At 55.7% G+C, this 22323-nt stretch carries 21 protein-coding genes; 13 read left to right on the top strand and 8 right to left on the bottom strand.

Features of this window, described 5'->3' with window-relative positions; genetic code table 11:
- Nucleotides 1–9: 9 nt before the first annotated feature.
- Together mutL and miaA are read left to right on the top strand one after the other, a co-directional pair.
- On the top strand, nt 10–1752 hold the full coding sequence (mutL, locus tag VLV32_09960) for a DNA mismatch repair endonuclease MutL (GenBank protein HUL42209.1): 1743 nt from the start codon (nt 10–12) through the stop codon (nt 1750–1752).
- Nucleotides 1753–1872: 120 nt separating this feature from the next.
- A complete protein-coding gene (gene miaA / locus VLV32_09955) occupies nt 1873–2781 on the top strand; it encodes a tRNA (adenosine(37)-N6)-dimethylallyltransferase MiaA (GenBank protein ID HUL42208.1) in 909 nt (302 codons plus the stop codon).
- A gap of 42 nt (nt 2782–2823) precedes the next feature.
- Here miaA and VLV32_09950 read toward each other — a convergent pair whose 3' ends face one another.
- From VLV32_09950 to xseA, 8 genes are all read right to left on the bottom strand, one after another.
- Nucleotides 2824–4803: a cation-translocating P-type ATPase gene (locus tag VLV32_09950; protein ID HUL42207.1), complete on the bottom strand. Its 1980-nt coding sequence runs from the start codon at nt 4801–4803 to the stop codon at nt 2824–2826.
- Between the two features lie 17 nt (nt 4804–4820).
- Nucleotides 4821–5099, bottom strand: a complete 279-nt coding sequence (locus VLV32_09945) for a metal/formaldehyde-sensitive transcriptional repressor (GenBank protein ID HUL42206.1) — start codon at nt 5097–5099, stop codon at nt 4821–4823.
- A 162-nt stretch (nt 5100–5261) separates the two neighbouring features.
- Entirely contained in the window at nt 5262–5951 is a 690-nt protein-coding gene (locus VLV32_09940) for an energy transducer TonB (protein HUL42205.1), read from the bottom strand.
- Nucleotides 5941–6345 (bottom strand): biopolymer transporter ExbD, encoded by a 405-nt coding sequence (locus VLV32_09935; protein ID HUL42204.1) that lies wholly within the window; start codon nt 6343–6345, stop codon nt 5941–5943. The genes VLV32_09940 and VLV32_09935 overlap by 11 nt, the downstream gene beginning before the upstream one ends.
- Complete coding sequence (locus VLV32_09930; GenBank protein ID HUL42203.1) at nt 6332–6991, bottom strand: MotA/TolQ/ExbB proton channel family protein; 660 nt, start codon at nt 6989–6991, stop codon at nt 6332–6334. Before VLV32_09930 ends, VLV32_09935 begins: the two co-directional genes overlap by 14 nt.
- A 46-nt stretch (nt 6992–7037) precedes the next feature.
- On the bottom strand, nt 7038–9407 hold the full coding sequence (locus VLV32_09925; GenBank protein HUL42202.1) for a TonB-dependent receptor: 2370 nt from the start codon (nt 9405–9407) through the stop codon (nt 7038–7040).
- 688 nt (nt 9408–10095) lie between these two features.
- Nucleotides 10096–10320 (bottom strand): dodecin family protein, encoded by a 225-nt coding sequence (locus VLV32_09920; GenBank protein ID HUL42201.1) that lies wholly within the window; start codon nt 10318–10320, stop codon nt 10096–10098.
- A gap of 36 nt (nt 10321–10356) precedes the next feature.
- Nucleotides 10357–11691, bottom strand: coding sequence for an exodeoxyribonuclease VII large subunit (xseA, locus tag VLV32_09915; GenBank protein HUL42200.1), 1335 nt, complete (start codon nt 11689–11691; stop codon nt 10357–10359).
- A 472-nt stretch (nt 11692–12163) separates the two neighbouring features.
- On the opposite strand from xseA, the gene VLV32_09910 reads away from it, so the two are divergent.
- The 11 genes from VLV32_09910 to VLV32_09860 all read left to right on the top strand — a co-directional run bounded on the left by VLV32_09910 (nt 12164) and on the right by VLV32_09860 (nt 22268).
- Nucleotides 12164–12772: a MotA/TolQ/ExbB proton channel family protein gene (locus VLV32_09910; protein ID HUL42199.1), complete on the top strand. Its 609-nt coding sequence runs from the start codon at nt 12164–12166 to the stop codon at nt 12770–12772.
- Between the two features lie 100 nt (nt 12773–12872).
- Nucleotides 12873–13295 (top strand): biopolymer transporter ExbD, encoded by a 423-nt coding sequence (locus tag VLV32_09905; protein ID HUL42198.1) that lies wholly within the window; start codon nt 12873–12875, stop codon nt 13293–13295.
- 36 nt (nt 13296–13331) lie between these two features.
- Nucleotides 13332–14321: a tetraacyldisaccharide 4'-kinase gene (lpxK, locus tag VLV32_09900; GenBank protein HUL42197.1), complete on the top strand. Its 990-nt coding sequence runs from the start codon at nt 13332–13334 to the stop codon at nt 14319–14321.
- A 276-nt stretch (nt 14322–14597) separates the two neighbouring features.
- On the top strand, nt 14598–14780 hold the full coding sequence (locus VLV32_09895) for a Trm112 family protein (GenBank protein ID HUL42196.1): 183 nt from the start codon (nt 14598–14600) through the stop codon (nt 14778–14780).
- A gap of 15 nt (nt 14781–14795) precedes the next feature.
- Nucleotides 14796–15551: a 3-deoxy-manno-octulosonate cytidylyltransferase gene (kdsB, locus tag VLV32_09890; GenBank protein ID HUL42195.1), complete on the top strand. Its 756-nt coding sequence runs from the start codon at nt 14796–14798 to the stop codon at nt 15549–15551.
- A 97-nt stretch (nt 15552–15648) separates the two neighbouring features.
- A complete protein-coding gene (gene adk / locus VLV32_09885; GenBank protein HUL42194.1) occupies nt 15649–16335 on the top strand; it encodes an adenylate kinase in 687 nt (228 codons plus the stop codon).
- Between the two features lie 62 nt (nt 16336–16397).
- Nucleotides 16398–17660, top strand: a complete 1263-nt coding sequence (locus VLV32_09880) for a 6-phosphofructokinase (protein HUL42193.1) — start codon at nt 16398–16400, stop codon at nt 17658–17660.
- A 66-nt stretch (nt 17661–17726) separates the two neighbouring features.
- The gene (locus tag VLV32_09875) at nt 17727–19808 is read left to right on the top strand and encodes a sodium-translocating pyrophosphatase (protein ID HUL42192.1); all 2082 of its coding nucleotides are present in this window, start codon (nt 17727–17729) and stop codon (nt 19806–19808) included.
- 120 nt (nt 19809–19928) lie between these two features.
- Nucleotides 19929–20501 (top strand): YajG family lipoprotein, encoded by a 573-nt coding sequence (locus tag VLV32_09870; GenBank protein HUL42191.1) that lies wholly within the window; start codon nt 19929–19931, stop codon nt 20499–20501.
- Between the two features lie 185 nt (nt 20502–20686).
- Nucleotides 20687–21106, top strand: coding sequence for an MAPEG family protein (locus VLV32_09865; GenBank protein HUL42190.1), 420 nt, complete (start codon nt 20687–20689; stop codon nt 21104–21106).
- A gap of 718 nt (nt 21107–21824) precedes the next feature.
- Nucleotides 21825–22268, top strand: a complete 444-nt coding sequence (locus VLV32_09860; protein ID HUL42189.1) for a hypothetical protein — start codon at nt 21825–21827, stop codon at nt 22266–22268.
- Nucleotides 22269–22323: the final 55 nt, after the last annotated feature.

The following is a 22323-nucleotide window of genomic DNA, read 5'->3' as shown; positions in this document are numbered from 1 at the left end:
GCTCCGCACATGTCCGCAATCCGTATATTACCCGATTTGCTGATTAACCAAATCGCTGCCGGCGAGGTAGTGGACCGCCCTGCTTCGGCGCTCAAGGAACTGCTCGAAAACAGCCTGGATGCGGGCGCCGGAGAAATTTCGGTGCTGCTGGAGCAAGGCGGAATGAAGCTATTGAGGGTCCTGGATAACGGCAGCGGTATCGCAAAGGAAGACTTGACCCTCGCACTGGCGCGCCATGCCACCAGCAAGATCGCTTCTCTAGATGACCTGGAGCGCGTGGTAAGCCTCGGCTTTCGCGGCGAAGCGCTCGCCAGCATTGCAGCGGTGTCAAAGCTCGCTCTGGCAAGCCGGAGAGCGCAAGACAAGCATGCGTGGAAAATCGAATCATCCGGCGGCGCAACGAGATTTGTCGCGCCGGCTGCCCTGAGCCGCGGCACGAGCGTCGAGGCGCGGGATTTGTATTTCAATACTCCGGCGCGGCGCAAATTTCTCAAAAGCGAAGCTACGGAATTCGCGCATTGCGAAGAAGTATTCAAGCGCACTGTACTAAGCCGCCCGGACGTGAGCTTTAGCCTGCAGCACAATTCGCGCGCTCAATGGCGCTTGCCGGCGCAAGATGCATCTGACCGCATTCGAGCTGTGCTGGGCGATGATTTCGCCGCAGCTTCGGTAGCGATTGACGAATACTCCGCAGGGCTGCGCTTGTGGGGAATGGCCGGCCTTCCAGCTTATTCCCGGGGTGCGCGCGATACCCAATATTTCTACGTCAACCGCCGTTTCGTGCGCGACAAGCTGCTCGCCCACGCCATTCGCGAAGCCTACCATGACATCCTGCATCATGAGCGCCACCCGGCCTTCGTGCTGTTCCTGGAAATCGATCCCGCCGTGGTTGATGTCAACGTGCATCCGACCAAAATCGAAGTGCGCTTTCGTGATGCGCGGGCCGTGCATCAGTTCGTTTACCATTCGCTCAACAAGGCCTTGTCTGCGCCGGTCGTGGATCACAACGCAGCACGAGCAGCGCCCGCCAATCCTTTTGTTGCGCGCGATCATTCAGTGCAATCCGGCATGAACTTCGAGGCTGCCCAGCCGAAAGCATTGTATGAAACCCTGTTTGCCGACATGGCGCGTTCCCAAGCGTCGCCGATAAATAATGCGCGGCAGGACATCCCTGCCCTTGGATTTGCGTTGGGGCAGTTGCAGGGAACTTACATCCTCGCCCAAAACGACAAGGGGTTGGTGATTGTGGACATGCACGCGGCTCACGAACGGGTCGTGTACGAAAAAGTAAAAAACGCGCTCAACGCCGGAACACCGGCAACGCAGCCGTTGCTGATACCCGCCACATTCAATGCGGACACGCTGGATGTCGCCACTGCTGAAGAACATAGTGCGCTGCTGCGCGAGCTCGGATTTGAAATCGCTCCTGTCGGCCCCAATGCACTGGCGGTGCGCGCGGTCCCGGCCATGCTCAAAAACGCTGATGCCGCCGATCTTGCGCGTGCGGTGCTTAGAGACATCCGCGAGATCGGTGCAAGCAGCGTGCTTAACGAGCGGCGCAACGATCTGTTGGCCACCCTCGCCTGCCACGGTGCGGTTCGCGCCAAACGAATTCTTGGCGTGGAAGAAATGAACGCTTTGCTGCGCGAAATGGAAACGACCGAGCGCGCCAGCCAGTGTAATCACGGCCGTCCAACGTGGTTCCAGATTACGATGGAAGAGCTGGACAAGATGTTCATGCGCGGCAAATGAACAATATGTGAGGAGTGAGTAGTGAAGAGTGAGGAGAAAAATCAAGAAAAAGCAAGTGAGAATACCGCTCACCTTTTACCCTTCACCCATTACTCAAAATGGCCGCCGGCCGTTTTTTTGATGGGTCCCACTTGCAGCGGTAAAACTACGATTGCGCTCGAGCTTGCGCAAAATCTGCCGTGCGAAATCATCAGCGTCGATTCGGGACAAATTTACCGACACATGGATATCGGCACTGCCAAGCCCGATGCGGCGACGCTCAAGCGCGTTCCGCATCATCTGATCAACATAATTGAGCCGACTGAGCGTTTTTCTGCAGGACAGTTCCGCGAAAATGCCTTGCGGCTGATGGCAGAAATCAGCGCACGCGACCGGGTGCCTCTTCTGGTGGGCGGCACCATGCTTTATTTCAAGACGCTGCGCGAAGGTTTGAGCGAGCTTCCGCCGGCCGATCCCGCGATACGCGCGGTAATAGATGCCATGGCGGAGCGAGCAGGATGGCCGGCATTGCACGCGGAATTGACGCGGCTCGATCCCGTGACCGCGGCACGGCTCGAGCGTACCGATTCGCAGCGCATTCAGCGTGCGCTGGAAGTCTGCTATCTTACCGGCCAACCTATGTCACGGGTACTGCGACAAACTGAAATTACGGCGCTGCCCTACCGCTCTATTTCCATCGCGCTGATGCCCGATGACCGCGCCGCCCTGCACAAGCGCATCGCCGAACGTTTCAACGGGATGCTGACTTCGGGATTAATTGAGGAAGCTAAGTGGCTACGCAGCAACTACGCATTGCAGCGCTCCATGCCTTCCATGCGCTGCGTTGGCTATCGCCAAGTGTGGCAGTACCTGGACCAGGAATTCGGTTATCAGGACCTTGCCGAAAGAGGCATTGCCGCCACCCGTCAGCTTGCGAAACGTCAAATGACATGGCTGCGCTCAATGCCGAATGTGGAATCGATCGATTGCTTTTCCGCGCGCCTGCCTCAGAAAGTACTGGCCCGCGTGGAGCAGACGTTAATGCAATAAAAATCGAGTGGAACGCAGCGGCTGGGAACGATTGTTCCCGCATCATGAGTTGTTAGGCAAGACTATGTTTCTTCGCATTCTCGCCCAGCCTGTCGCTGAGTCGACTACGGGCAGCAGCCGCGCAGAGTTGAGGATAAACGTCAGTTCTGAAGCCACGTGGATGAACGCTGCGAAGAGGGGATTTAACATTCCGAACGCTGCGAGACTGATGCCGACAGCGTCCACCAGGATCGTGCCGGCGAAGTTCTGCCAGATGATTTTGCGGGTGCGTTTTGCGATTGCCAAAGTCTCGACGAATTTCACCAGATCGTTACCCAGCAAAACAACATCCGCGCTTTCCCGCGTTACGTCCGTGCCCGACCCCATCGCCACGCCGACGCTCGCCTCGCTTAGCGCTGGCGCGTCGTTGATTCCGTCTCCCACCATCGCGACGGTCGAGCCGGCCGCTACGAGACTCTTAACGCGGGCACGTTTGTCTTCCGGCAATAGCTCGAACGCTACTTCTTTAATGCCAAGACTTTGCGCTACTGCGTCAGCGACTGTTTGGTTATCACCCGTGAACAACATTGTTCGTATGCCCATGCGGTCGATTTCTTGCATCGCTTGGCGCGCCTCGGGTCGCACCGTGTCAGCGACGGCGATGGCACCCAGCAGCTTTCCTTCCCGCGCGACAAGCACCTCGGAGGCGCCCTCATGCGTCGCGAGCAGATCCCGCGGCGCGGCGATGCCATGGCTCTGCAGCAATGCGCGGTTGCCGACAAGTGCCACTTCGCCCGAGACGGACGCAACGATTCCCTGGCCCGGAAAATATTCGAAACGCTCGGGCTCGACGATGATTTCGCCCAACGTCTGCGCGAATGCCACGATGGTTTTGCCGATGGGGTGTTCCGAACGCAGTTCCGCGGCGGCGGCAATCCCAATTATTGCGCCGCGCGCGACGCCCGGACAGGGAATGATCGCCTGCACAGCGGGACAGCCGAAAGTGAGCGTGCCGGTTTTATCGAGCACCACCGTATCCACTCGCCCCAGCAGTTCCAGGTACAGCCCGCCCTTGACAATTGCGCCGAGGCGCGCCGCTGCGCCAATCGCACCGAGTATTGCGAGCGGCGTGCCGGCGGCGATGCCGCACGCGCCGGCGACAATCACCACTGAGATCGTGGAGTAGATATCGTGAGTGATGACAAAGGTGAGCGCCGCGGCGCCCAGCGCAAAGTAGACGAGGTAACCCGCCAGCCGATCGGCTAGACGTTGTACCGGAGCGCGGGAGCGCTCCGCTTCTTCAACCGCTTCAATGATCTTGCCGTAGCTCGTGTCGCGGCCAATGCGCGCTGCGCGGATCTCCAGAGCACCGGATTGATTGATCGATCCGGCGTAAACGGTCGCTCCTGCGCTTTTCTCTACCGGAAGCGACTCGCCCGTTATGCGCGCCTGATCGACAAAAGAATGGCCGCCGATGACTGTGCCGTCCACCGGAATGTGCCCGCCCGGATTGACCAGAACCGCATCACCGACTTGGAGAACGTCCGCGTCCACCTGTTGCAGCGTGCCTGCGCGGCGAACCAAAACCGAGCGCGGCAGAAAATCAAGCAGATTGCGGATCGCTTTTCTGCCGTGCGATACCGTCATGCCCTCCAGCACCTCGGCGACAAGCACAAATAAGGTAATGATCAGGGCGGTAAAAAATTCCGAAATAGCCGCTGCCGCAACAATAGCGACGGTCATGGATAGCTCCATGGTCATGCGGCGCGCCGCAATGTTTTGGGCCGCCTCCCGGAAAATCGGCCAGCCGCCGATAATCACGCCAAGTAAACCGATCAGGCTCAGTTTGCCGAAGGGCTCCCAGAGCCGGAGCCAGACCGCTGCAGCGCTCAAAGCGACCAGGGCGATTCGCGCCGCTTCAAGCCATGTGAAAGCCACTTCGCGGGCCTCTGCATTTCCATACTGCAGCAATGGAATCGTGCTGCCGTGTCGTGCTCGCTCGGTGAGGTTGGGCAATGAAGCGCGGTTCTCGCTCAATGCCATGATGGCGGTGCCTCAGGCTATTTCAGGTAAGAGCGTACAACTTCAATCAACTCCACCGCGCCTTTGGATCGTTCGGCTTTGGAATCGCGCGCCGGGTCGGCGAGGTGCAGGCGGATGTGGTCTTCGATGACCTCCGCCATCAGACCGTTGATCGCGCCGCGCGCCGCGGCAATGAGTTGCAGCACTTCTGCGCAGCCTTTTTCGACTTCCAAGGCTCGCTCGACCGCCTCGATCTGTCCGCGGATGCGGCGTACCCGGCCGAGCAGTTTGGTCTTTTCACTGATGGTGTGCCCCATGGATCCTCCGATCGCTGATCGCTCGATAATATACTGGGGTATAGTATATTGTCTACAGGGATCGATGGTGATCGACGCTTTCAGAAACAGCGTGCAGCAATACGCACACCGGAGTTTTTCAAGCGATTCGTTGTATTTGTAAACGCGTTGGTCGTTTTGCGTTTACTTGATTTCGAGGTGAATGCGCAAATCTTGCGTCGAAGCGACCGGCTTGCCGTCGATAAGCGCCGGGAAAAACCGCCATTGTTTTAGCGTATTGAGGAGAAGCTGATTAATGCGCGGATTATTGGTCGGCTTGATGAGTTCGACGGTGGCGCTGCCGTCGGGCGCTACGTGGAAACGGGCAATAGCAATCGCCTTCATCGCCTCCTGGCGCAATTCGTCTGGAATTTCAGGTTTTGGCTGAAAAATTGCATGAGCGCCAACATTGCCGCCACCGATCGTGCTGCGCGGCTCGACAACGGACGCAGACTTGGGCGGTTGCTGAACAGGCGGCGTTTCGGTTTGCAATCGCGGTTGCGGCGGGGGGGTCTCGGGCGGAGGCAGCTTGTGCTCGATAACGGGCTTGGGAATCTTGGGTTTGACGATGATTCTCCTTTTTATGGGTTCCGGTTCCGGCGTTTCAGGCGCAGGAGGTTGCACCTCGGGTGCCGGGGGTGGCGGTAACTCGATCAACTGCGCTTCGATCGGTTTAACCTCGGTAAGATTCTGCTGCAAGTGCTTCAAATAAATTCCTGCAAGCCACAACATCGTCGCCCAGATCAGCAGCGCGCACGGCAATACCCACGGCAGGCGGTGCCATGGATTATCCAGCTGCAAAACGCCTCCTGATGCGACTCTGCTACTCCACATGCTTCACGGCGATCAGAAAATGTTCCGCTCCCGCCTTGCGTGCCTGCAGCATTGCCTGCACCACGATGCCGTTTGATGCCGCGCTGTCCGCCGCAACAATTACCCGCGCATCGGGTCCTTGCAACATCGGTTTCAGTGATTCAGAAAGGGTGTCGAGCGTGACTGGAGTTTTATCCAGAAAAATGCGGTTGTCCTGTGTTACGGTTAACGTCACGGATTTATTAGGCTGTAGTAGAGCGGCCTGCCCCCGGGGCAGATTGACCGCCAGGGAGTGCAGGTTTTGCATGGAGAGCGACGCCAGCATGAATGTGGCCAGTAAAAAAAACATGACGTCGATCATCGGGATGATTTCAACGCGACCGCGGCGATGGTCCCTCGATTTACGCAACTTCACGACGCACCTCCTTTTCCTGCCGGTCCAGGCGGATACGGTCGATCAGCCGCGTGCCCAGGCGCTCCATTTCATCCAAAGCCTGGGCTTGCAAGCGTGAGAAAAAATTAAACGCGAACAGCGCTATGACCGCAATAAGAATGCCGATGGCGGTGGCGATTAATGCCTGGGCCACTCCGCCAGTCACGCCGCCTGGATCCACCAGCCCGTTGCTGCCGATTAACCGGAAGGCGTTCATCATGCCGATGATCGTTCCAAGCAGACCCAAAAGCGGCGCACCCGTCACTGTGGTTTCCAGTACCCACAATCCGCGCGCCAGGGATTTTTCGATCTGTTGCGCCTCGTCCCCAGCTCGCGACTCGACCCACCAGGACGGCTGCGCGCGGTTGGCGAGAATTACTTGAAAAAACCGGCCAAAGTAGTTGCGTGGCCCAAGAGCCGTCAGCCGCCGCGCCAGATCAGGCCATGCAAAGTTGTAGGTTTCCACCAAGCCGAGTAAATCAGCGGGCAGCCGGACGTAGCGCCAATACACGAACGCCTTGTCGAGAACGACAGCCAAGGCGAGCACAGCCAAAGCCATCAGCGGATAAATCATGATACCGCCGAATTTCAGCGCGGTCAGTGCTTCGTGAATGTCATGCAGCATCATTAGTCTCCTATCTTAATTTAATTCGTCATCAATCAACGCATCATCCTTAAAACTGTTTACTAATGCCCCCGTAAACCGCTCTCCTCGGCGCGTATTGGGCAGCGAAGACGCCGACGCCCGAACCACTCCTAAGTATATTGGTACGGTCAAGAATATTCAGCATTGCAACGCGCCAAGTAAGCTTTCCCACCAACGGGGCGTCGAAACTTCGCGTGGCACCGAAGTTCAATTGCAGACTGGGCGTGACATGGTCTGTGTTGGCGAAACCCTGCCGCAACCCCGAGCCATAAAGTCCGTCCAAGCTGACTTTGGTTTCCCCCAGCAAGTACGCGACGCCGGCGGACGCTGTGATCAGCTGGTCGTGGTCCAGGTGTATATAATTGTTGGCGATATAGGCAAGTTCGTCTGCTTCGAACATATATTGGCCGGAGATGACATCTTCTCCCCACGCCTGTGAATACGCCAAATTGGTATAACTTGAAAATCGGCCTTTCTTGTAGTTGGTGGTGAATTCAGTGCCATAAACCTTGCCCCGGTTGTAATTAAACGGAGTCAATATCAAAGCCGAGCCAAAAAACCCTTCGTCGATCAGATCCCGCGCGTACTTGTAATAAGCGTCGAGCCCGAGACTCAAGTTCGGCGTCGCCTGATGCGTAATCCCCGCGTCAAAGTAATAAGAGCGCTCGGGCAGCACTTGAGAGTTTTGGCCGTTAAACGGGGCATTGCTGGTATTTTCGAACAAGGCAATGTCTTTCGACGAGACCAGCTCAGTGGGTGGAGGCGTGAAGTAGCGCGCAAATGCAGCATGCAACGCAGTCTGGGGGCTTAATTGATATACCGTCCCCAAGCGCGGGCTCACCTGACCCCCTTCGGAGTAACCGTGGTATCGATCAACGCGCGCGCCGTAATTGACGGTGAGTTTATCGATGGGATGCCATTCGTCTTGCAGATAAAAGCCAAACAGCCACGCCGTTATCGCCGAGTTGTCGATGATGCCGAACGGCACATCGCTGGTCTGCATGGTCGAGTCTGTAAGAAACTGGGTATCGGTAGGAAAGACCGAGGATGAGTTATTGGAGTCGGCCCGCTCTGCGCTCACGTAATAACCGCTGCGTAAAGTATGTTGTGGGTTCAGCTTGAAACCGGCATCGCCTTGCGAACCGTTGAGGAAGCTGCTGCGGGTCACGTTGGACGCGACCCCGGTGAATATCAAGTCGCCGCTTGGGTCGGGAGTAAAAGTGGTCTTGGAATAACGGTTGAACGCAGACACCTGGTAATCAAAAGCGGCTCCTGAAGTTCCTTGCAGCGACAGAACGGCATATCGGTTTGTTTCCTTTTGGCTTTCATCCAGAAACGCCGAATCAAACGTGGGAACACCATTCAGGGTCCAGACCTGGGGTTGCCCCGGGTTGTTGGGGATCTCAAAGTTACCTTCCACGTCCGCCGCAATAACATTGACTCGGGCTTCATCGCTCAGAAGATACGAGAAATACCCAAAGCCCCTGGCTTGATCGGAGTGATCATGAATGGGATTAGGACCGGGCGTGGGGGGGCTGACTCCCAAATCGTTTTGCAGGTACGACACGGTTGCGTAAAAATTTGATGGTCCTTTTGAGCCGGTGGCCTCCCCGTAGGTCTCAAAAGTATTGTGGCTTCCTCCATAAACACCCAGGTCAGCGCCATTTTCGAAAGCCCCGGTCTTTGTGTACAGGCTTAATACGCTGGAGGTGCGATATCCGTACTGCGCAGGCAGCGCTCCGGTAAGAAAATCCATTCTGTTGATAAAACGGGTATCCACGGTCTGTCCAAAACCGGTGATTCCCTCCGGCAGGATCACCCCGTTGATGCGGAACTGGTTATTGGCGTGTTCGCCGCGCACATGAAATTGACCATACGAATCCTGTGCAACCCCTGGAGCCTGAAGAATCACGTCATTGATCGCCGTGTTTCCGCCCTGCGGCAAGTCGGTAATGTCGTTAAGGTCGAAGCGATAAATACTGCTCCCCGTTTCAGGCAGCAACCCGTTGCGCGCCTGCTCCAATCGCTCGGTAACGATATGCAAGTTAAGCGCCTCTTTGGATGCGAGCGTCACCGTAGCGGAGGCGCTCTTTCCCGTATTTAGCGTCACGATCACCGAGGATTGTTGAAATCCAGATTTTTCTGCGGCGACTTCATACGTTCCAGGCTCCACATTTTTGAATACAAATTTGCCATCGCTGGCGCTCTTTGTTTGCGCCAAGACCTGTCCGCTTGCAGATTTCAAACTCACATTGACGCCGGCGAGCGGCCTGCCAAGCGCGTCTTGTGCGGTCCCGGTTACCTGTTGCTGCTCCGCCGGCTGTGCATATGCTTGCAGATCAAAAAATGCACAGCCCAGTACCAGCATGACGCTCAGCAAAATGTAAGCGAATTTCATGTGTTACCCTCCTCAAGCGTGATGTGCCCATGGCATGCGCGAACCTCGGATACGGCAAGGCAGGTTAAAACAACAAGCCTTGCCGACCGATCATGGGCGCGGAAACAATGGATGGAAGCTCACCCGATGGCGAGCGCGATCACTGCTTCAGTTGGGGGTAACAGCAGGTGGTGCGTGAGACGGGGGTCGGAATCGTATGCCGCAGTTTGTGGGAACAGAGCGCTGCGGCCGCGGAAGTAAAAATATCAGGAAAAGACTTGCCAGAAGAGGCGCGATATCAGGCGAGGGCAAATCTATAACTTGATGCGAGGCGACTTGACACGCCGGGCACAACAATTCTTCGGTGGCGTTTTTGTGATGGTGGAACGGCCCCGTGCCGTAAAAACCTATGAAACTCACGAGCGCCAATAGAAGCAACCAGCGCCGGCCGCGCGACGACAACGCTTTAAAATAGCGAATCACGCCGCCACTTTAGCTTGGCATTTACATGACTGTCAACATCGTACGCCGATGCCGAGCCCTGTCGCAATGCGTGGCAGCGCTCGATATCAGCTGCCGCGAAATGATTAAACCGGCTCGATACCCGCGCCGCCTGCTCGATGCACGGCGGGTGCAATCGCATTGCGCAGTAGTCGTGCGCGGGCTTATGACCGCGCCCGGCTACCAAACCGTACGCTCTGATTCGCGCTTAGGCCTGGTACTTGAAAGACAAGGTCACTCTGGCGCGATACGCGACGACCTTGCCTTCTTCCACCTTCATGTCCAGCTTGGTAATTTCGGCGACTCGCAAATCGCGCAATGTCCTAGACGCGATCTGCACTGCATGTTTCGCAGCATCTTCCCAGGATATTTTGCTGCTGCCGACGATCTCGACAATTTTGTAAATCCCATCGGATTGGTTCTTTTTGGCCATGGCATTCCTCCTTACATAACAGATGTAGATAAGTTGTCAACCTTTGCCGGTCACGCGTGCTCTGGCCGTGCCCCTGGCAAAAGTCATTTTAAGTTGATCGCCGCTGGCAATTTGCGCGCTGTCGCGAATAATTTTTCCCGCGGCATCTTCAACCACGCTGTAACCCCGCTCGAGCACAAGTTTCGGACTTAGGTGCGCAAGATGCGAGTTCAAATTTCGCAAGCGCGCCCTCATGCTTTCCAGATGGCTTTCAACAGATCGCCTAAGTCGCGTCGCCAAGTCGACTTGGCGTTGCTGCAAGCGCACGGTTTCCGGCGCTTTCAGCTTTTGCCGCAACTCGCGAATGCGCCAGTGCCGATTATCGGCATGCCTCGACCACGCGCTTTTGAGGCGCAGCACTAATTGCTGCAGGTGCGCGCGCCGCTCAAGCAATTGCGCAGCGGGATGTTGCAGACGCCGCGACAAATAATCGAGCTGCTGCATGCGGCCTTCCAGTGCGCGCATTATAACCCGTTGCAGCCGCTTTTCGATGAGCGCGAGACCCGCGAGGAGTTCCAGCCGGTTCGGGCTGGCCAGTTCGGCCGCCGCGGTGGGAGTGGGCGCGCGCCGGTCCGCTACAAAGTCGGCGATCGTGAAATCGGTTTCATGCCCCACCCCGCATACGATTGGAATCGGGCAGGCTGCGAGCGCTCGCGCAACGATTTCCTCGTTGAACGCCCACAAATCCTCGATGCTGCCTCCGCCCCGGCACACAATGAGCAAATCGCATTCAGCGCGCCGCCCCGCGGTATAAATTGCCTCACTAATTTTCTCAGCCGCATCTTCCCCTTGCACGGGGGTTGGATAAATAATGACAGCAATTCCCGGCATTCGGCGCCGAAGCGTAGTAACCACATCGCGCAACGCCGCCGCGGCCGGCGAGGTGATGATGCCGATGGAGCGTGGAAAAGGCGGCAGGGATTTTTTGCGGCTCTCCGCAAACAGACCTTCAGACGCCAGCTTTGTTTTGAGCCTCTCGAAAGCCTGGTAAAGCGCGCCCGAGCCCGAGCGGCGCATGGTCTCCACATTGAGCTGAAACTCGCCGCGCGCCTCATAAAGCGACACGAGTGCCCTGACTTCCACTTGCATGCCGTTTTCCGGTTTCCAATCAAGCAGCAAACTTTTTTGACGGAACATCACGCAGCGCACTTGCGCTTGCGGATCCTTAAGCGAAAAATACCAATGCCCCGAGGTTGCGCGGGTTAAATTGGAAATTTCTCCTGCGACCCAGGTAAGCGGAAAACCGTGCTCAAGCAAATCGCGCGCGCTGCGATTGAGCTCGCTGACGCTGATCACGGTTGGGCGCGGCAGAAATTCAGGCTGATTGGACATTCAGGAATTCTACCGCAGCCTGACGAACATGGCGTTATGCCGCGCCAGCACTAGAGACGCGAAAAAAACTCAAGCACCGGCGCGGATTTTCGCCCGATTTTGCCCGAAATCCCTTGCCAGACGCGGCCTCGCCAACCCGCTTGATCCACAATTCGTAAAGTGTGCGAAATATCACATATCGCAAATTGACAGGTCCCCGGCGTTTCAATTACAAGCTCCTGATTGTTATAGGTAATCCATCCGCATAATATTTAATCGGTAAAGAGAATTTCTTTAGCAAAAAACCATTTAGACATATTTTTGACAAGCTATGCACAAAGTTATCCACAAAGAATGTGGAAAAGACAAAAAACCCTTTTGATGCTGCGGATTTATAACAGCGCGATCCGAATCAGCACGAACCAATCGGCGCTACACTTGCCGAAAAATATGTAGCACGATAAAGTGACGCCTTTTCACCGGGAATCGTTGCGTGTTAGCCATCATTGATGCAGCAGGCTGGCCGATCTGGCTCATTATCATCGCTTCCGTCATCGCAGTAGGCATCATTCTCGAACGCGCATTTTCGTTAAGGCGCAATCTGGTAGCCCCGAAGGAATTGTTGCCGGCGCTTGTCAACGATTTGAATCAAAACGGCGTGAGCGAGGAAATGCTTGCGCGCCTGGAACAGAATTCATTGCTCGGCAGGATTTTCGCGGGCGGGCTCAAGAACGTCAAAAACCCGCGCGACGTAATGAAAGAAGCCATCGATGAAGCGGGCCACGCGGTAGCGCATGAGCTCGAGCGCTTCCTCCCTAGCCTCGGGACCATTGCCGCCATTAGCCCGTTGCTCGGCTTGTTCGGCACAGTCATCGGAATGATTGAAATCTTCGGCTCACAGACGCCGACCAGCAGTAATCCGGTGCAGCTTGCCCATGGAATTTCAATTGCACTCTATAACACGGCGTTCGGCATTATGGTCGCGGTACCAAGCATGATTTTCTATCGCTTTTATCGAGCCAAAGTGGATACGCTGGTGATTGAGATGGAAATGCAGGCAATCAAGCTGATGGAAATCGTCCACGGCGAGCGGCAGGAATAGCCGCATGCGCTTGTGCGTCGTGGCGCCAGGGCGCCAAAGGAACGGCTCTGGTTCCCAAATAAACGGAATCATCTTGTAGATTACTTGAGGGGGCACCGGCGTGGATTTCAGGCGCGGCTACCAAAAAGAAGAACCGGAAATCAATCTGGTGCCGCTAATCGACGTGTTGCTGGTCATTTTGATTTTTTTGATGGTCAGCACTACCTATAATAAGTACTCGGAACTGAAAATCAACCTGCCTAAGGCGAACGCCGAGAAACAGGAGGAACGGCCCAACGAAGTGAACGTCGCCATAGATGCAGCGGGACATTATTTTATTGAAGACAAAGCGGTCAACACCGTTGATCCGGACGAATTGAGCGAGCAATTGCGCAAGGCCGCCGGCAACGCGAAGAACCCCGTGATCGTAATTAACGCCGACGCCAACGCCACGCATCAGACGGTTATAAGAGTCCTGGAAGCCGCGCGGATCGCCGGCTACAGCCACGTCACGTTTACCGCCGAGACCAGAACGCCAAAATAGTCCGCTTTGCCGTTTTTCGTTCAACCTGGAGACAAAGTGTACTGGCTGGAACAATACTGGTACCGCTTGACGCCTTGGCACGTTCTGCTGCTTCCGTTTAGCCTGCTGTTCGGGATCCTGGCCAGCCTGCGCCGCTTTCTCTACGTGCTACATCTTCTGCCGGCCATTAAATTGCCGGTGCCTGTGATCGTCATCGGCAACATTTCGGTAGGGGGTACCGGTAAAACGCCGCTGGTCATCTGGCTGACATACTTTCTGCAGCAGGAAGGATTCAAGCCGGGTATCGTGAGCCGCGGCTATGGCGGCAGAAATACAGAACCACTTGAGGTCACCCCGCAAAGCAGCCCGGCGGTTGTTGGCGATGAGCCGGTACTGCTGGCGCGGCGCTGCGGCTGCCCGGTTTGGGTCGGGCGCAACCGGGCGGCCGCGGCCGTAGCTTTGCTTGCTGCGCATTCCGAATGCGACATCGTCATAAGCGACGACGGCTTGCAGCATTACCGCCTTAATCGAGACGTGGAAATCGCGGTGGTAGACGGCGAACGCAAATTCGGCAACGGTCTGCCATTGCCTGCCGGCCCGTTGCGCGAACTGGTCGGCCGACTGGAATCCGTTGACGCGGTGGTGGTACAGGACGGTGAGCCATCCGCAGGCGCCCCGGCGCACTCATTCAACATGAAACTGGCGGGCGAAATTTTCTACAATTTGCTCAACCCCGACTTCAAAGCATCCGCCGCCGATTTGCGAGGGAAAAAAACCTACGCGGTGGCGGGAATAGGACATCCGCAGCGGTTTTTCCGCCAACTGCAGGCGCTCGGTCTCACTGCCGCCGCACGTCCATTTCCCGATCACTATCCTTACCAAGCGGACGATTTGTACGCGCCTGACGCGGAAGCCATCATCATGACCGAGAAAGATGCAGTAAAATGTCAAACGTTCGCAAATGAAAAATACTGGGTGCTTGCGGTGGATGCGCAAGTGCCGCGCGAACTGGGCTTACTGATTCTGAAAAAATTAAGGAAACTCTGATCAAATCCCACGCGGCTGCGACGGTGCCTTTGCGGGAAGGGATGCGCGAAGCGAGGCGAAGCCAATGGCCACTCCCCTTGGCAAGCCGAGCGACAAAGCAGACCGCCCGCAAAGCCGCCGTCCCTCCGGGTTGCGGTAAAATGCGGTGTCTGCGTCGTTGCGCTCCTCGGCTTCGTAGTCCAAGCTACGACCTTCGTCGCGCGCCTCGCATCCATCCGCATTTTGCCGGCAACGCAATCCGCGGCGGACTTAATCAGAGATTCCTGGAGATTCATCATGGACCCCAAACTGCTTGACATCCTGGTCTGTCCACTATGCAAGGGCCCACTGGTTTACAAGAAAACTGAACAAGAGCTGATCTGCAAACCAGACCGCCTCGCCTACCCCATCAAGGACGACATACCGATAATGCTCGAAGAGGAGGCACGCAAGCTTCCCCCCGAGGAGGAAGTTCATTGAGACGCAAGGGGTAAGATGGAATTTATCGTTGTGATACCAGCGCGCCTGAATTCCGCCCGCCTTCCTGGAAAACCGCTGCTCGATATTGCAGGCAAACCAATGGTGGTGCATGTCGCGGAAAAAGCGGCCGCAAGCGGCGCCCGTTCGGTTTGGGTAGCCACAGACCACCAGCAGGTAGCGGACGCGGTCAAACATTACGGTTTCAAAGCGTGCCTCACCCGGTCGGAACATGTATCCGGCACCGAGCGGGTTGCCGAGGTTGTCCGGCAAAAAGGGCTTGCCGACGAGACGATAATTGTCAACGTGCAGGGCGATGAACCACTGATTGTGCCCGAATTGATCCATGAAGTCGCGCAGTATCTCGATGAGCACACCGACACACAGGTGGCGACCGCCTGCCATTCCATACATGGGCGCCAGGAGCTGCTCAACCCTAATATCGTGAAGGTAGTGCTGGATAAAAAGGGCGGCGCGTTGTATTTCTCGCGTTCGCCGATTCCCCATGCCCGGGATGCGTTTGCTGAGAACAAATGGCCTGAAAAATTACCCGCGTATCGCCATCTCGGCATCTACGCTTACCGCGCCGCCTTTTTGAAAACCTATGCAGAACTTGAACCGTCGCCTCTCGAGGCATTTGAAGCGCTCGAGCAATTGCGCGTGCTGTGGCACGGCTACCGGATCGGGGTGGTGATAACCCGCTACGCCCCCGAGGCCGGCGTGGATACGCCTGAAGATTTGCAAAGAGTGCGCGAACTCCTGGCGCGCGCATGACGCGCTGCGAAATCGGTCTGATTGCAGTAAACTATCGCAGTTGCACATTCAGGTTCGGGCGGTGCACCGCTTCTCAGCCTTCAGGGCGAAATAATTCATGCGACTAATCCTGCTGGGAGCTCCGGGCGCGGGCAAAGGAACTCAGGCAACCTACATCACGCAAAAGTACGGAATTCCGCAGATTTCCACCGGCGATATGTTGCGCGCGGCGGTCAAGGCCGGGACAAAACTTGGTATCGAGGCCAAAAAATATATGGATTCCGGAGGTCTGGTGCCGGATGATGTCATCATCGGCCTGGTCAAGGAACGCATTAAGCAACCTGATTGCGCTAATGGATTTCTTCTGGACGGTTTTCCCCGGACTATCCCGCAGGCAGAGGCACTGAAAAAGGCGGGAGTAAGTTTGGATTTGGTATTGGAAATCGACGTGCCGGATGACGAAATCATCCGCCGCTTGAGTGGCCGCCGCGTGCATCCCGCCTCCGGCCGGACTTATCACGTAGCGTTCAATCCCCCAAACGTCGAAGGCAAAGATGACTTGACCGGCGAGGATCTGGTGCAGCGCGATGATGACAAGGAAGCAACAGTAAAAAAGCGCCTTGCCGTATATCATTCGCAAACCAAACAGCTGATTGAGTACTATTGCAAATGGGCGGCGCAAGGTAGCAAGGGCGCGCCCAGATATGTGAAGATTTCCGGAATCGGCGGAGTTGATGAAATTTGTGAAAAGTGCCTTGCCGCGCTAGAGGATCAAAAAAGCGTGGTGCGCGACGGCCAAAAGTAAATCCCACACGTTTACGATTCTTATTTCTCGAATCGAGCCCCTTACTTTTTACACATTTGACCATGAAACCGAAAAATGCATTTTATGCGCAATCGGGAGGAGTAACTGCCGTCATTAACGCGTCCGCCTGTGCGGTGATTGAAACCGCTCGCAAATACCGGACCAAAATCGCCAAGGTCTACGCAGGCCGAAACGGCATCATTGGCGCGCTCACCGAAGAGCTGATTGACACCAGCAAAGAATCGCGGGCAGCGATACGAGCGCTGCGCCACACGCCCTCAGGTGCGTTTGGCTCTTGCCGCTACAAGCTCAAAGGCCTGGAGGAGAACCGCGCGCAGTACGAGCGGCTGATTGAAGTGTTTCGCGCCCACAACATCGGCTATTTTTTCTATAACGGTGGAGGCGATTCCGCAGACACCTGTCTCAAGGTTTCGCTGCTTTCGGAAGCAATGGGCTATCCCATCATCGCGGTGCACGTACCGAAAACAGTGGACAACGATTTGCCGATCACCGATTGTTGTCCCGGTTTCGGCTCGGTGGCGAAGTATGTGGCAACCAGCATCCGCGAGGCCGGATTCGACGTTGCTTCCATGGCCAAGACCTCGACCAAGGTGTTCGTGTTGGAAGTCATGGGCCGGCATGCCGGCTGGATAACCGCTGCGTGCGGACTTGCGGCGGAAAAAGCTGGCGATGCGCCGCAGGCTCTCCTTTTCCCCGAGATCACTTTTGACGAGGATAAATTTCTTGCCAAAGCAAAGCAGTCGGTGGAGCTATACGGTTATTGTACGGTCGCCGTTTCCGAGGGCATTAAAAACGCAGACGGAAATTTTCTGTCGGAGTCCGGGTTGCGCGACGCCTTCGGGCATGCGCAGTTGGGGGGCGTGGCCCCGGTAATCGCTAATTTGGTGCAAAGAAAACTGGGATACAAATATCACTGGGCAGTGGCGGACTATCTGCAGCGTGCGGCGCGCCATATCGCCTCGAAAACCGACGTCCAACAGGCTTATGCAGTGGGCAAAGCTGCGGTCGAATTTGCCGTTAGGGGACAAAATTCGGTGATGCCGACATTGGTGCGCAAATCGGACATGCCTTACAAATGGACCATTGGCATGGCGAGACTTGAGGACGTGGCGAACCGCGAAAAAAAAATGCCGCGCGATTTCATTTCAGAAGACGGCTTCGGCATCACCAGAAAGTGCCGGACTTACCTCGAACCGCTCATCAAAGGCGAGGATTATCCTCCCTACAAAAACGGATTGCCGGATTACATCAAGCTAAAAAACACAGCGGTGCCAAAAAAGCTTTCGGGGGAATTTAAAGTTTAACTGCCCGGAGCATTCCGATTCCGGCTTTGTGGCATAATTGAAAGAAGTCAATTCGAGGGGGGAATCATGACAGCGGCCATTGCATTCGCACTTGCTTTTGCGCTTGTCTGCGCGATCCTTGCCATCGTTTTCGGTGGCATTTCAATCAAGTGGATATTGAATCAACCGAGCGGCACCGACCGCATGCGTGAAATTTCCGCCGCGGTACAGGTGGGCGCTTCGGCTTATCTGAATCGCCAGTACAGAACCATCAGTATGGTCGGCGTTATCTTGTTTCTGGTGATCGGCTTTGTGTTGACATGGAAAACCGCAGTCGGGTTCGCCATCGGCGCGATACTCTCGGGAGCAGCCGGGTACATTGGCATGAATGTTTCCGTACGCGCTAACCTGCGCACCGCCGAGGCGGCGCGCACCGGCCTCAATGAAGCATTGAAGGTCGCTTTCCGCGGCGGCGCGATAACCGGTTTGCTGGTTGTAGGCCTGGCCCTGCTTGGAGTCACGGGCTATTTTGTGGTCCTGGTAAACACTGCACCGCAGGGCGCGGTATTAAGCCAGGTCATCGAGTCGCTGGTCGGCCTGGGTTTCGGCGCTTCGCTTATTTCCATCTTCGCCCGTCTTGGCGGCGGAATCTTCACCAAGGGCGCCGACGTTGGCGCCGACCTCGTGGGCAAGGTTGAGGCCGGTATACCTGAAGACGATCCGCGCAATCCGGCGGTGATTGCAGATAACGTGGGCGACAATGTCGGCGACTGCGCGGGCATGGCTGCCGATTTATTCGAAACTTATGCGGTAACCGTCATCGCCACCATGCTCTTAGGCACATTGCTCCTGAATTCGCCTCAAGTTGTGTGGAAAGCGGCAGTGTACCCGCTCGTTATCGGCGGCTTTTCTATCATCGCCTCGATCATCGGCTGCCTTTTCGTAAAAGTGGTACCGGGCAAAAAAATCATGAGTGCGCTTTACCGCGGACTCTTTGTTGCAGGAGCGATCGCGGTAATAGGCTACATCCCGATTACCTGGCTGCTCATGGGCGACATCGGTGCGCAATACGCATTTCTCAGCCCGATTAAATTGTTCGGCTCGGCTGTCGTAGGGTTGGTGCTCACGGGCTTGATGGTGGTGATTACCGAATATTACACCGCGACCGAATTCAGTCCGGTACGCCATGTCGCACAAGCGTCCACGACCGGTCACGCCACGAACATCATCGCCGGGCTCGGCGTCTCGATGAAGGCTACCGCGCTCCCTGTGCTGGCGATCTGCCTGTCGATATGGGCGTCCTATGTGACTGCGGGTCTTTATGGCATCGCCATTGCGGCGACTTCGATGCTGTCCATGACCGGCATCATCGTGGCGCTTGACGCGTACGGTCCAATTACCGACAACGCGGGTGGCATCGCGCAAATGGCGAAACTGCCCGACGAAGTTCGCGCCATCACTGACCCGCTGGATGCAGTGGGAAATACGACCAAGGCAGTGACCAAGGGCTACGCCATCGGTTCCGCGGGCCTGGCGGCTTTGGTGCTGTTCGCGGACTATACGCATGCGCTGGAATCTGTACACAAAAATGTTCCGTTTCAACTTTCTGATCCCGCAGTCATCATCGGATTGTTCATTGGGGGGCTTATACCCTATCTCTTTGCCTCAATGGCGATGGAAGCCGTGGGACGGGCGGCGGGATCAGTGGTCATTGAAGTGCGCCGCCAGTTCAAGGAGATCAAAGGCATCATGGAAGGAACGGCGAAGCCGGATTACTCACGCGCGGTGGACATGCTGACTCGCGCCGCGATCAAGGAAATGATGATACCCTCGCTACTGCCGGTGCTGACGCCGATCGTGGTCGCGTTTGTCATGCGCTTGATCCTGGGGCCCGGTGCCGGTGTCAAGGCGCTGGGAGGACTGCTGGTGGGCACCATCGTGACCGGCCTTTTTGTAGCGATTTCCATGACCACCGGTGGCGGAGCATGGGACAATGCTAAGAAATATATCGAGGACGGGCATTACGGCGGCAAGGGCAGCGACGCGCACAAGGCGGCGGTCACCGGTGACACCGTCGGCGATCCGTATAAAGACACCGCCGGCCCCGCGGTCAACCCGTTAATAAAGATTATCAATATTGTCGCGCTATTGATCGTTCCTCTGCTGTAACCCGCTTATGCCGTTCAAGGCGAACCGCGCCGAGCCCTGAACCGCGATTTCTCCTATGCGGGAACCGCGGCGCGCCCAGCATGTCAGCCTGGTGTGTTGTTAAATTAGATCGAGGTCATCATGAACAAATCCTTATTCTCAGTTTCCCTGCTGTTAATCTTAGGCGGTTGCGCCCTTACCCCGCAGAAAGTGCTGATTAACCCCGACGTCGAAGTGCTGAGTTCCGGTGTCGGACAAGGCAAAACGGTGGCCTTAATGGTTACCGACGCTCGCGAGGACAAGGTTCTGGGCTATCGCACCACGCGGTTGGACAAGGATTCAATCATCCTCACCGATTCCAATGTCGCCGATGTTGTGCAAGAAAAAATTTATGAAGGATTGCAAAAATACGGTTTCAAAGTAAACATTGTGTCCGGGGATGCCCCACTTCTGCTAAAAGTGGAAATTCAAGCACTGCAATATTCCACGCCAACGGGTTCCTGGACCGACTATATCCGTACTCTTGCGAGGCTCAAGGCCGATGTTAAAAACGGGACAACGACTTACGAGAACCTGTACGAGGTGGTAAATAAAAATACGCTGCTTATCCCGCCAAGTCAGGACAAAAACCAGGAGCTGATCAACAAGGCCCTCGCGGACGTAATACAAAATCTGCTGAATGACAAGAAGCTCATCGACATATTGGCGAAGTGACCTCAGCGGATTAGGCGTTAAATCAATTCCGAATAACCTGCACGCGACGGGCCGCGCAACAAAGCCGTTTTCTGCGGCGTTTTTTAGATTGGGAAAGGTCGCCCAATTCTAACAGGAGAACCAATATGCGAATGCTTCGTCATGTGACAACGGTGCGCCGCTTTCGATAAACGAAGGCGGTTGAAATGAGCATTCCGGTGTGGGTGCTGCTCGGGTTTGCGGGTTGGACGCTGGTCACACTGCTTGGCAGCGACGGTGTGTACCGATGGAGCCAAATCTTGACCAAGCGCGCCACAATGAGTGAATGGCGGGCAGACCTGCCTCAAGGCAGCGAATGGTATCAGCGCGCGATGCGCGCCCACGCGAACTGTGTGGAAAACCTCGCCGTATACGCGGCCATCGTCGTGGCAATCGTTGCAACCGGGGTGCAAAATCCGGTCCTGGACACTTTGGCCATTGTCTTGATCTTTGCGCGCGTATTTCAAACCCTCGTTCATATCTCCCTGAAACCGACCAATCTTGCGGCCGCAATCCGCTTCGCGTTCTTCTTTGTTCAGCTCATTTGCATGTTCTCGATGGGCATGTTCGTTGCGGTTCATGCGTGATACGCCGTTGCAGGGAAATTGAACGGCACCTAACCACTTGAGCAGACAATCACGTTACCGGTGATTGAATCTCTGCGAAGCTGTTCATGTTGATCCCCTCGCCGCCAAAACCAGCCTTTTGTGTAACTTTTAAGTTTATATTCAATGGAGTAAAGCCATTATGCGATTTGTCGGATAGATGACCATTCCGTTTGAGCATGCCGCGGGGAATATGCGACTGGTTTCCAGCCTAATAGCCTCGCCTGTACTCAGGAACCGGGGGGCGCGATCTCAAACGGCAATCTGGAATTATTTTCTGGTTCGGTTCGTCTCAAAAATACCCGTGGACCGAGGAATCTTTGAAAGCAACTCATTGTAATGTGGGCAAAACCGCTTGAATATGAAGCAATGCACATCGCGCAGAATCAGAATGACGTAGCATGGACGCGCAAAATCAAAGGTTGTTCTGCGGGCGATTTGGCCGTCAAGTTCGGGGCCGCGGAAAGAGGCAAAATGCAGGCTTAAAGACAAGATGCTACGACTCGGCAGAATAAAGAAGCGGGGACGGGCTTTGACCCGGTTCCGCGAACTTGACCGCATTGTTAACAGGTAATCGCGTTCAGCTTGTAAAAATCAACCAAGTCGCCGTATGGCTAAAGCACGCAAAAAGCGCTCCACGAAAACTCTGTTTAGCAAACTATTGCCGAAGAGGAAAACCATCAAAAAATCTCCTGACATAATGGACTTTCCTCTCTTGGGGAAACTTGTCTTCTTGCTGGCGGGCGCGGTTCTACTGCTGATCTCCGTCGATTTCATACATTTAGGCCATTCAAGGCTCACCGCACCAAGGTTGGTCGTGCTCGGGCTCGGGATTGTGTTCCTCTGTATGGGCGTATTGACTTTGATCGCCAAGTATCGTTACTCGTACCCCGCGCTCTATATGCTGGTTGCCGCGCTCATGTGCTCTACGTTCGCGGCCATATTTTCATGGGCCGCGGTATGGGCACACGTATCTTCTGGCGGAAGTTTTTCCATCGAAACGCTGGCCTTCCTAAGCAGCACGCATGATCTGTTGGAACGCATCGGCTTTGGAATGGGCGCAATCATGATGATAGTGCTATCGGCCCTGGCCTGGTGGCGCTGGTGGCGCGCCGTAAACGGTAAAAAGATTGACCTGAACTGATCTTTCAATCCACCGGAGCATTTGCCGGCGTCGCAGCTACAGTTTTCCTAATCAT

Source organism: Burkholderiales bacterium, from assembly GCA_035518095.1.
GTDB lineage: Bacteria > Pseudomonadota > Gammaproteobacteria > Burkholderiales > JAHFRG01 > JAHFRG01.
Note: the sequence above shows the minus strand (reverse complement) of the source record. Positions and strands in the feature narration are given on the sequence as shown.

What these genes read in the sequence shown, in the direction of transcription:
- VLV32_09865 (HUL42190.1), top strand. Translation starts at nt 20,687, where the DNA reads ATGAGCATTCCGGTGTGGGTGCTGCTCGGGTTTGCGGGTTGGACGCTG.
- mutL (HUL42209.1), top strand. Translation starts at nt 10, where the DNA reads ATGTCCGCAATCCGTATATTACCCGATTTGCTGATTAACCAAATCGCT.
- VLV32_09875 (HUL42192.1), top strand. Translation starts at nt 17,727, where the DNA reads ATGACAGCGGCCATTGCATTCGCACTTGCTTTTGCGCTTGTCTGCGCG.
- VLV32_09945 (HUL42206.1), bottom strand. Translation starts at nt 5,099, where the DNA reads ATGGGGCACACCATCAGTGAAAAGACCAAACTGCTCGGCCGGGTACGC.
- VLV32_09895 (HUL42196.1), top strand. Translation starts at nt 14,598, where the DNA reads ATGGACCCCAAACTGCTTGACATCCTGGTCTGTCCACTATGCAAGGGC.
- VLV32_09925 (HUL42202.1), bottom strand. Translation starts at nt 9,407, where the DNA reads ATGAAATTCGCTTACATTTTGCTGAGCGTCATGCTGGTACTGGGCTGT.
- xseA (HUL42200.1), bottom strand. Translation starts at nt 11,691, where the DNA reads ATGTCCAATCAGCCTGAATTTCTGCCGCGCCCAACCGTGATCAGCGTC.
- VLV32_09930 (HUL42203.1), bottom strand. Translation starts at nt 6,991, where the DNA reads ATGATGCTGCATGACATTCACGAAGCACTGACCGCGCTGAAATTCGGC.
- kdsB (HUL42195.1), top strand. Translation starts at nt 14,796, where the DNA reads ATGGAATTTATCGTTGTGATACCAGCGCGCCTGAATTCCGCCCGCCTT.
- VLV32_09870 (HUL42191.1), top strand. Translation starts at nt 19,929, where the DNA reads ATGAACAAATCCTTATTCTCAGTTTCCCTGCTGTTAATCTTAGGCGGT.
- VLV32_09920 (HUL42201.1), bottom strand. Translation starts at nt 10,320, where the DNA reads ATGGCCAAAAAGAACCAATCCGATGGGATTTACAAAATTGTCGAGATC.
- adk (HUL42194.1), top strand. Translation starts at nt 15,649, where the DNA reads ATGCGACTAATCCTGCTGGGAGCTCCGGGCGCGGGCAAAGGAACTCAG.
- VLV32_09950 (HUL42207.1), bottom strand. Translation starts at nt 4,803, where the DNA reads ATGGCATTGAGCGAGAACCGCGCTTCATTGCCCAACCTCACCGAGCGA.
- VLV32_09860 (HUL42189.1), top strand. Translation starts at nt 21,825, where the DNA reads ATGGACTTTCCTCTCTTGGGGAAACTTGTCTTCTTGCTGGCGGGCGCG.
- VLV32_09940 (HUL42205.1), bottom strand. Translation starts at nt 5,951, where the DNA reads ATGTGGAGTAGCAGAGTCGCATCAGGAGGCGTTTTGCAGCTGGATAAT.
- miaA (HUL42208.1), top strand. Translation starts at nt 1,873, where the DNA reads ATGGGTCCCACTTGCAGCGGTAAAACTACGATTGCGCTCGAGCTTGCG.
- VLV32_09880 (HUL42193.1), top strand. Translation starts at nt 16,398, where the DNA reads ATGAAACCGAAAAATGCATTTTATGCGCAATCGGGAGGAGTAACTGCC.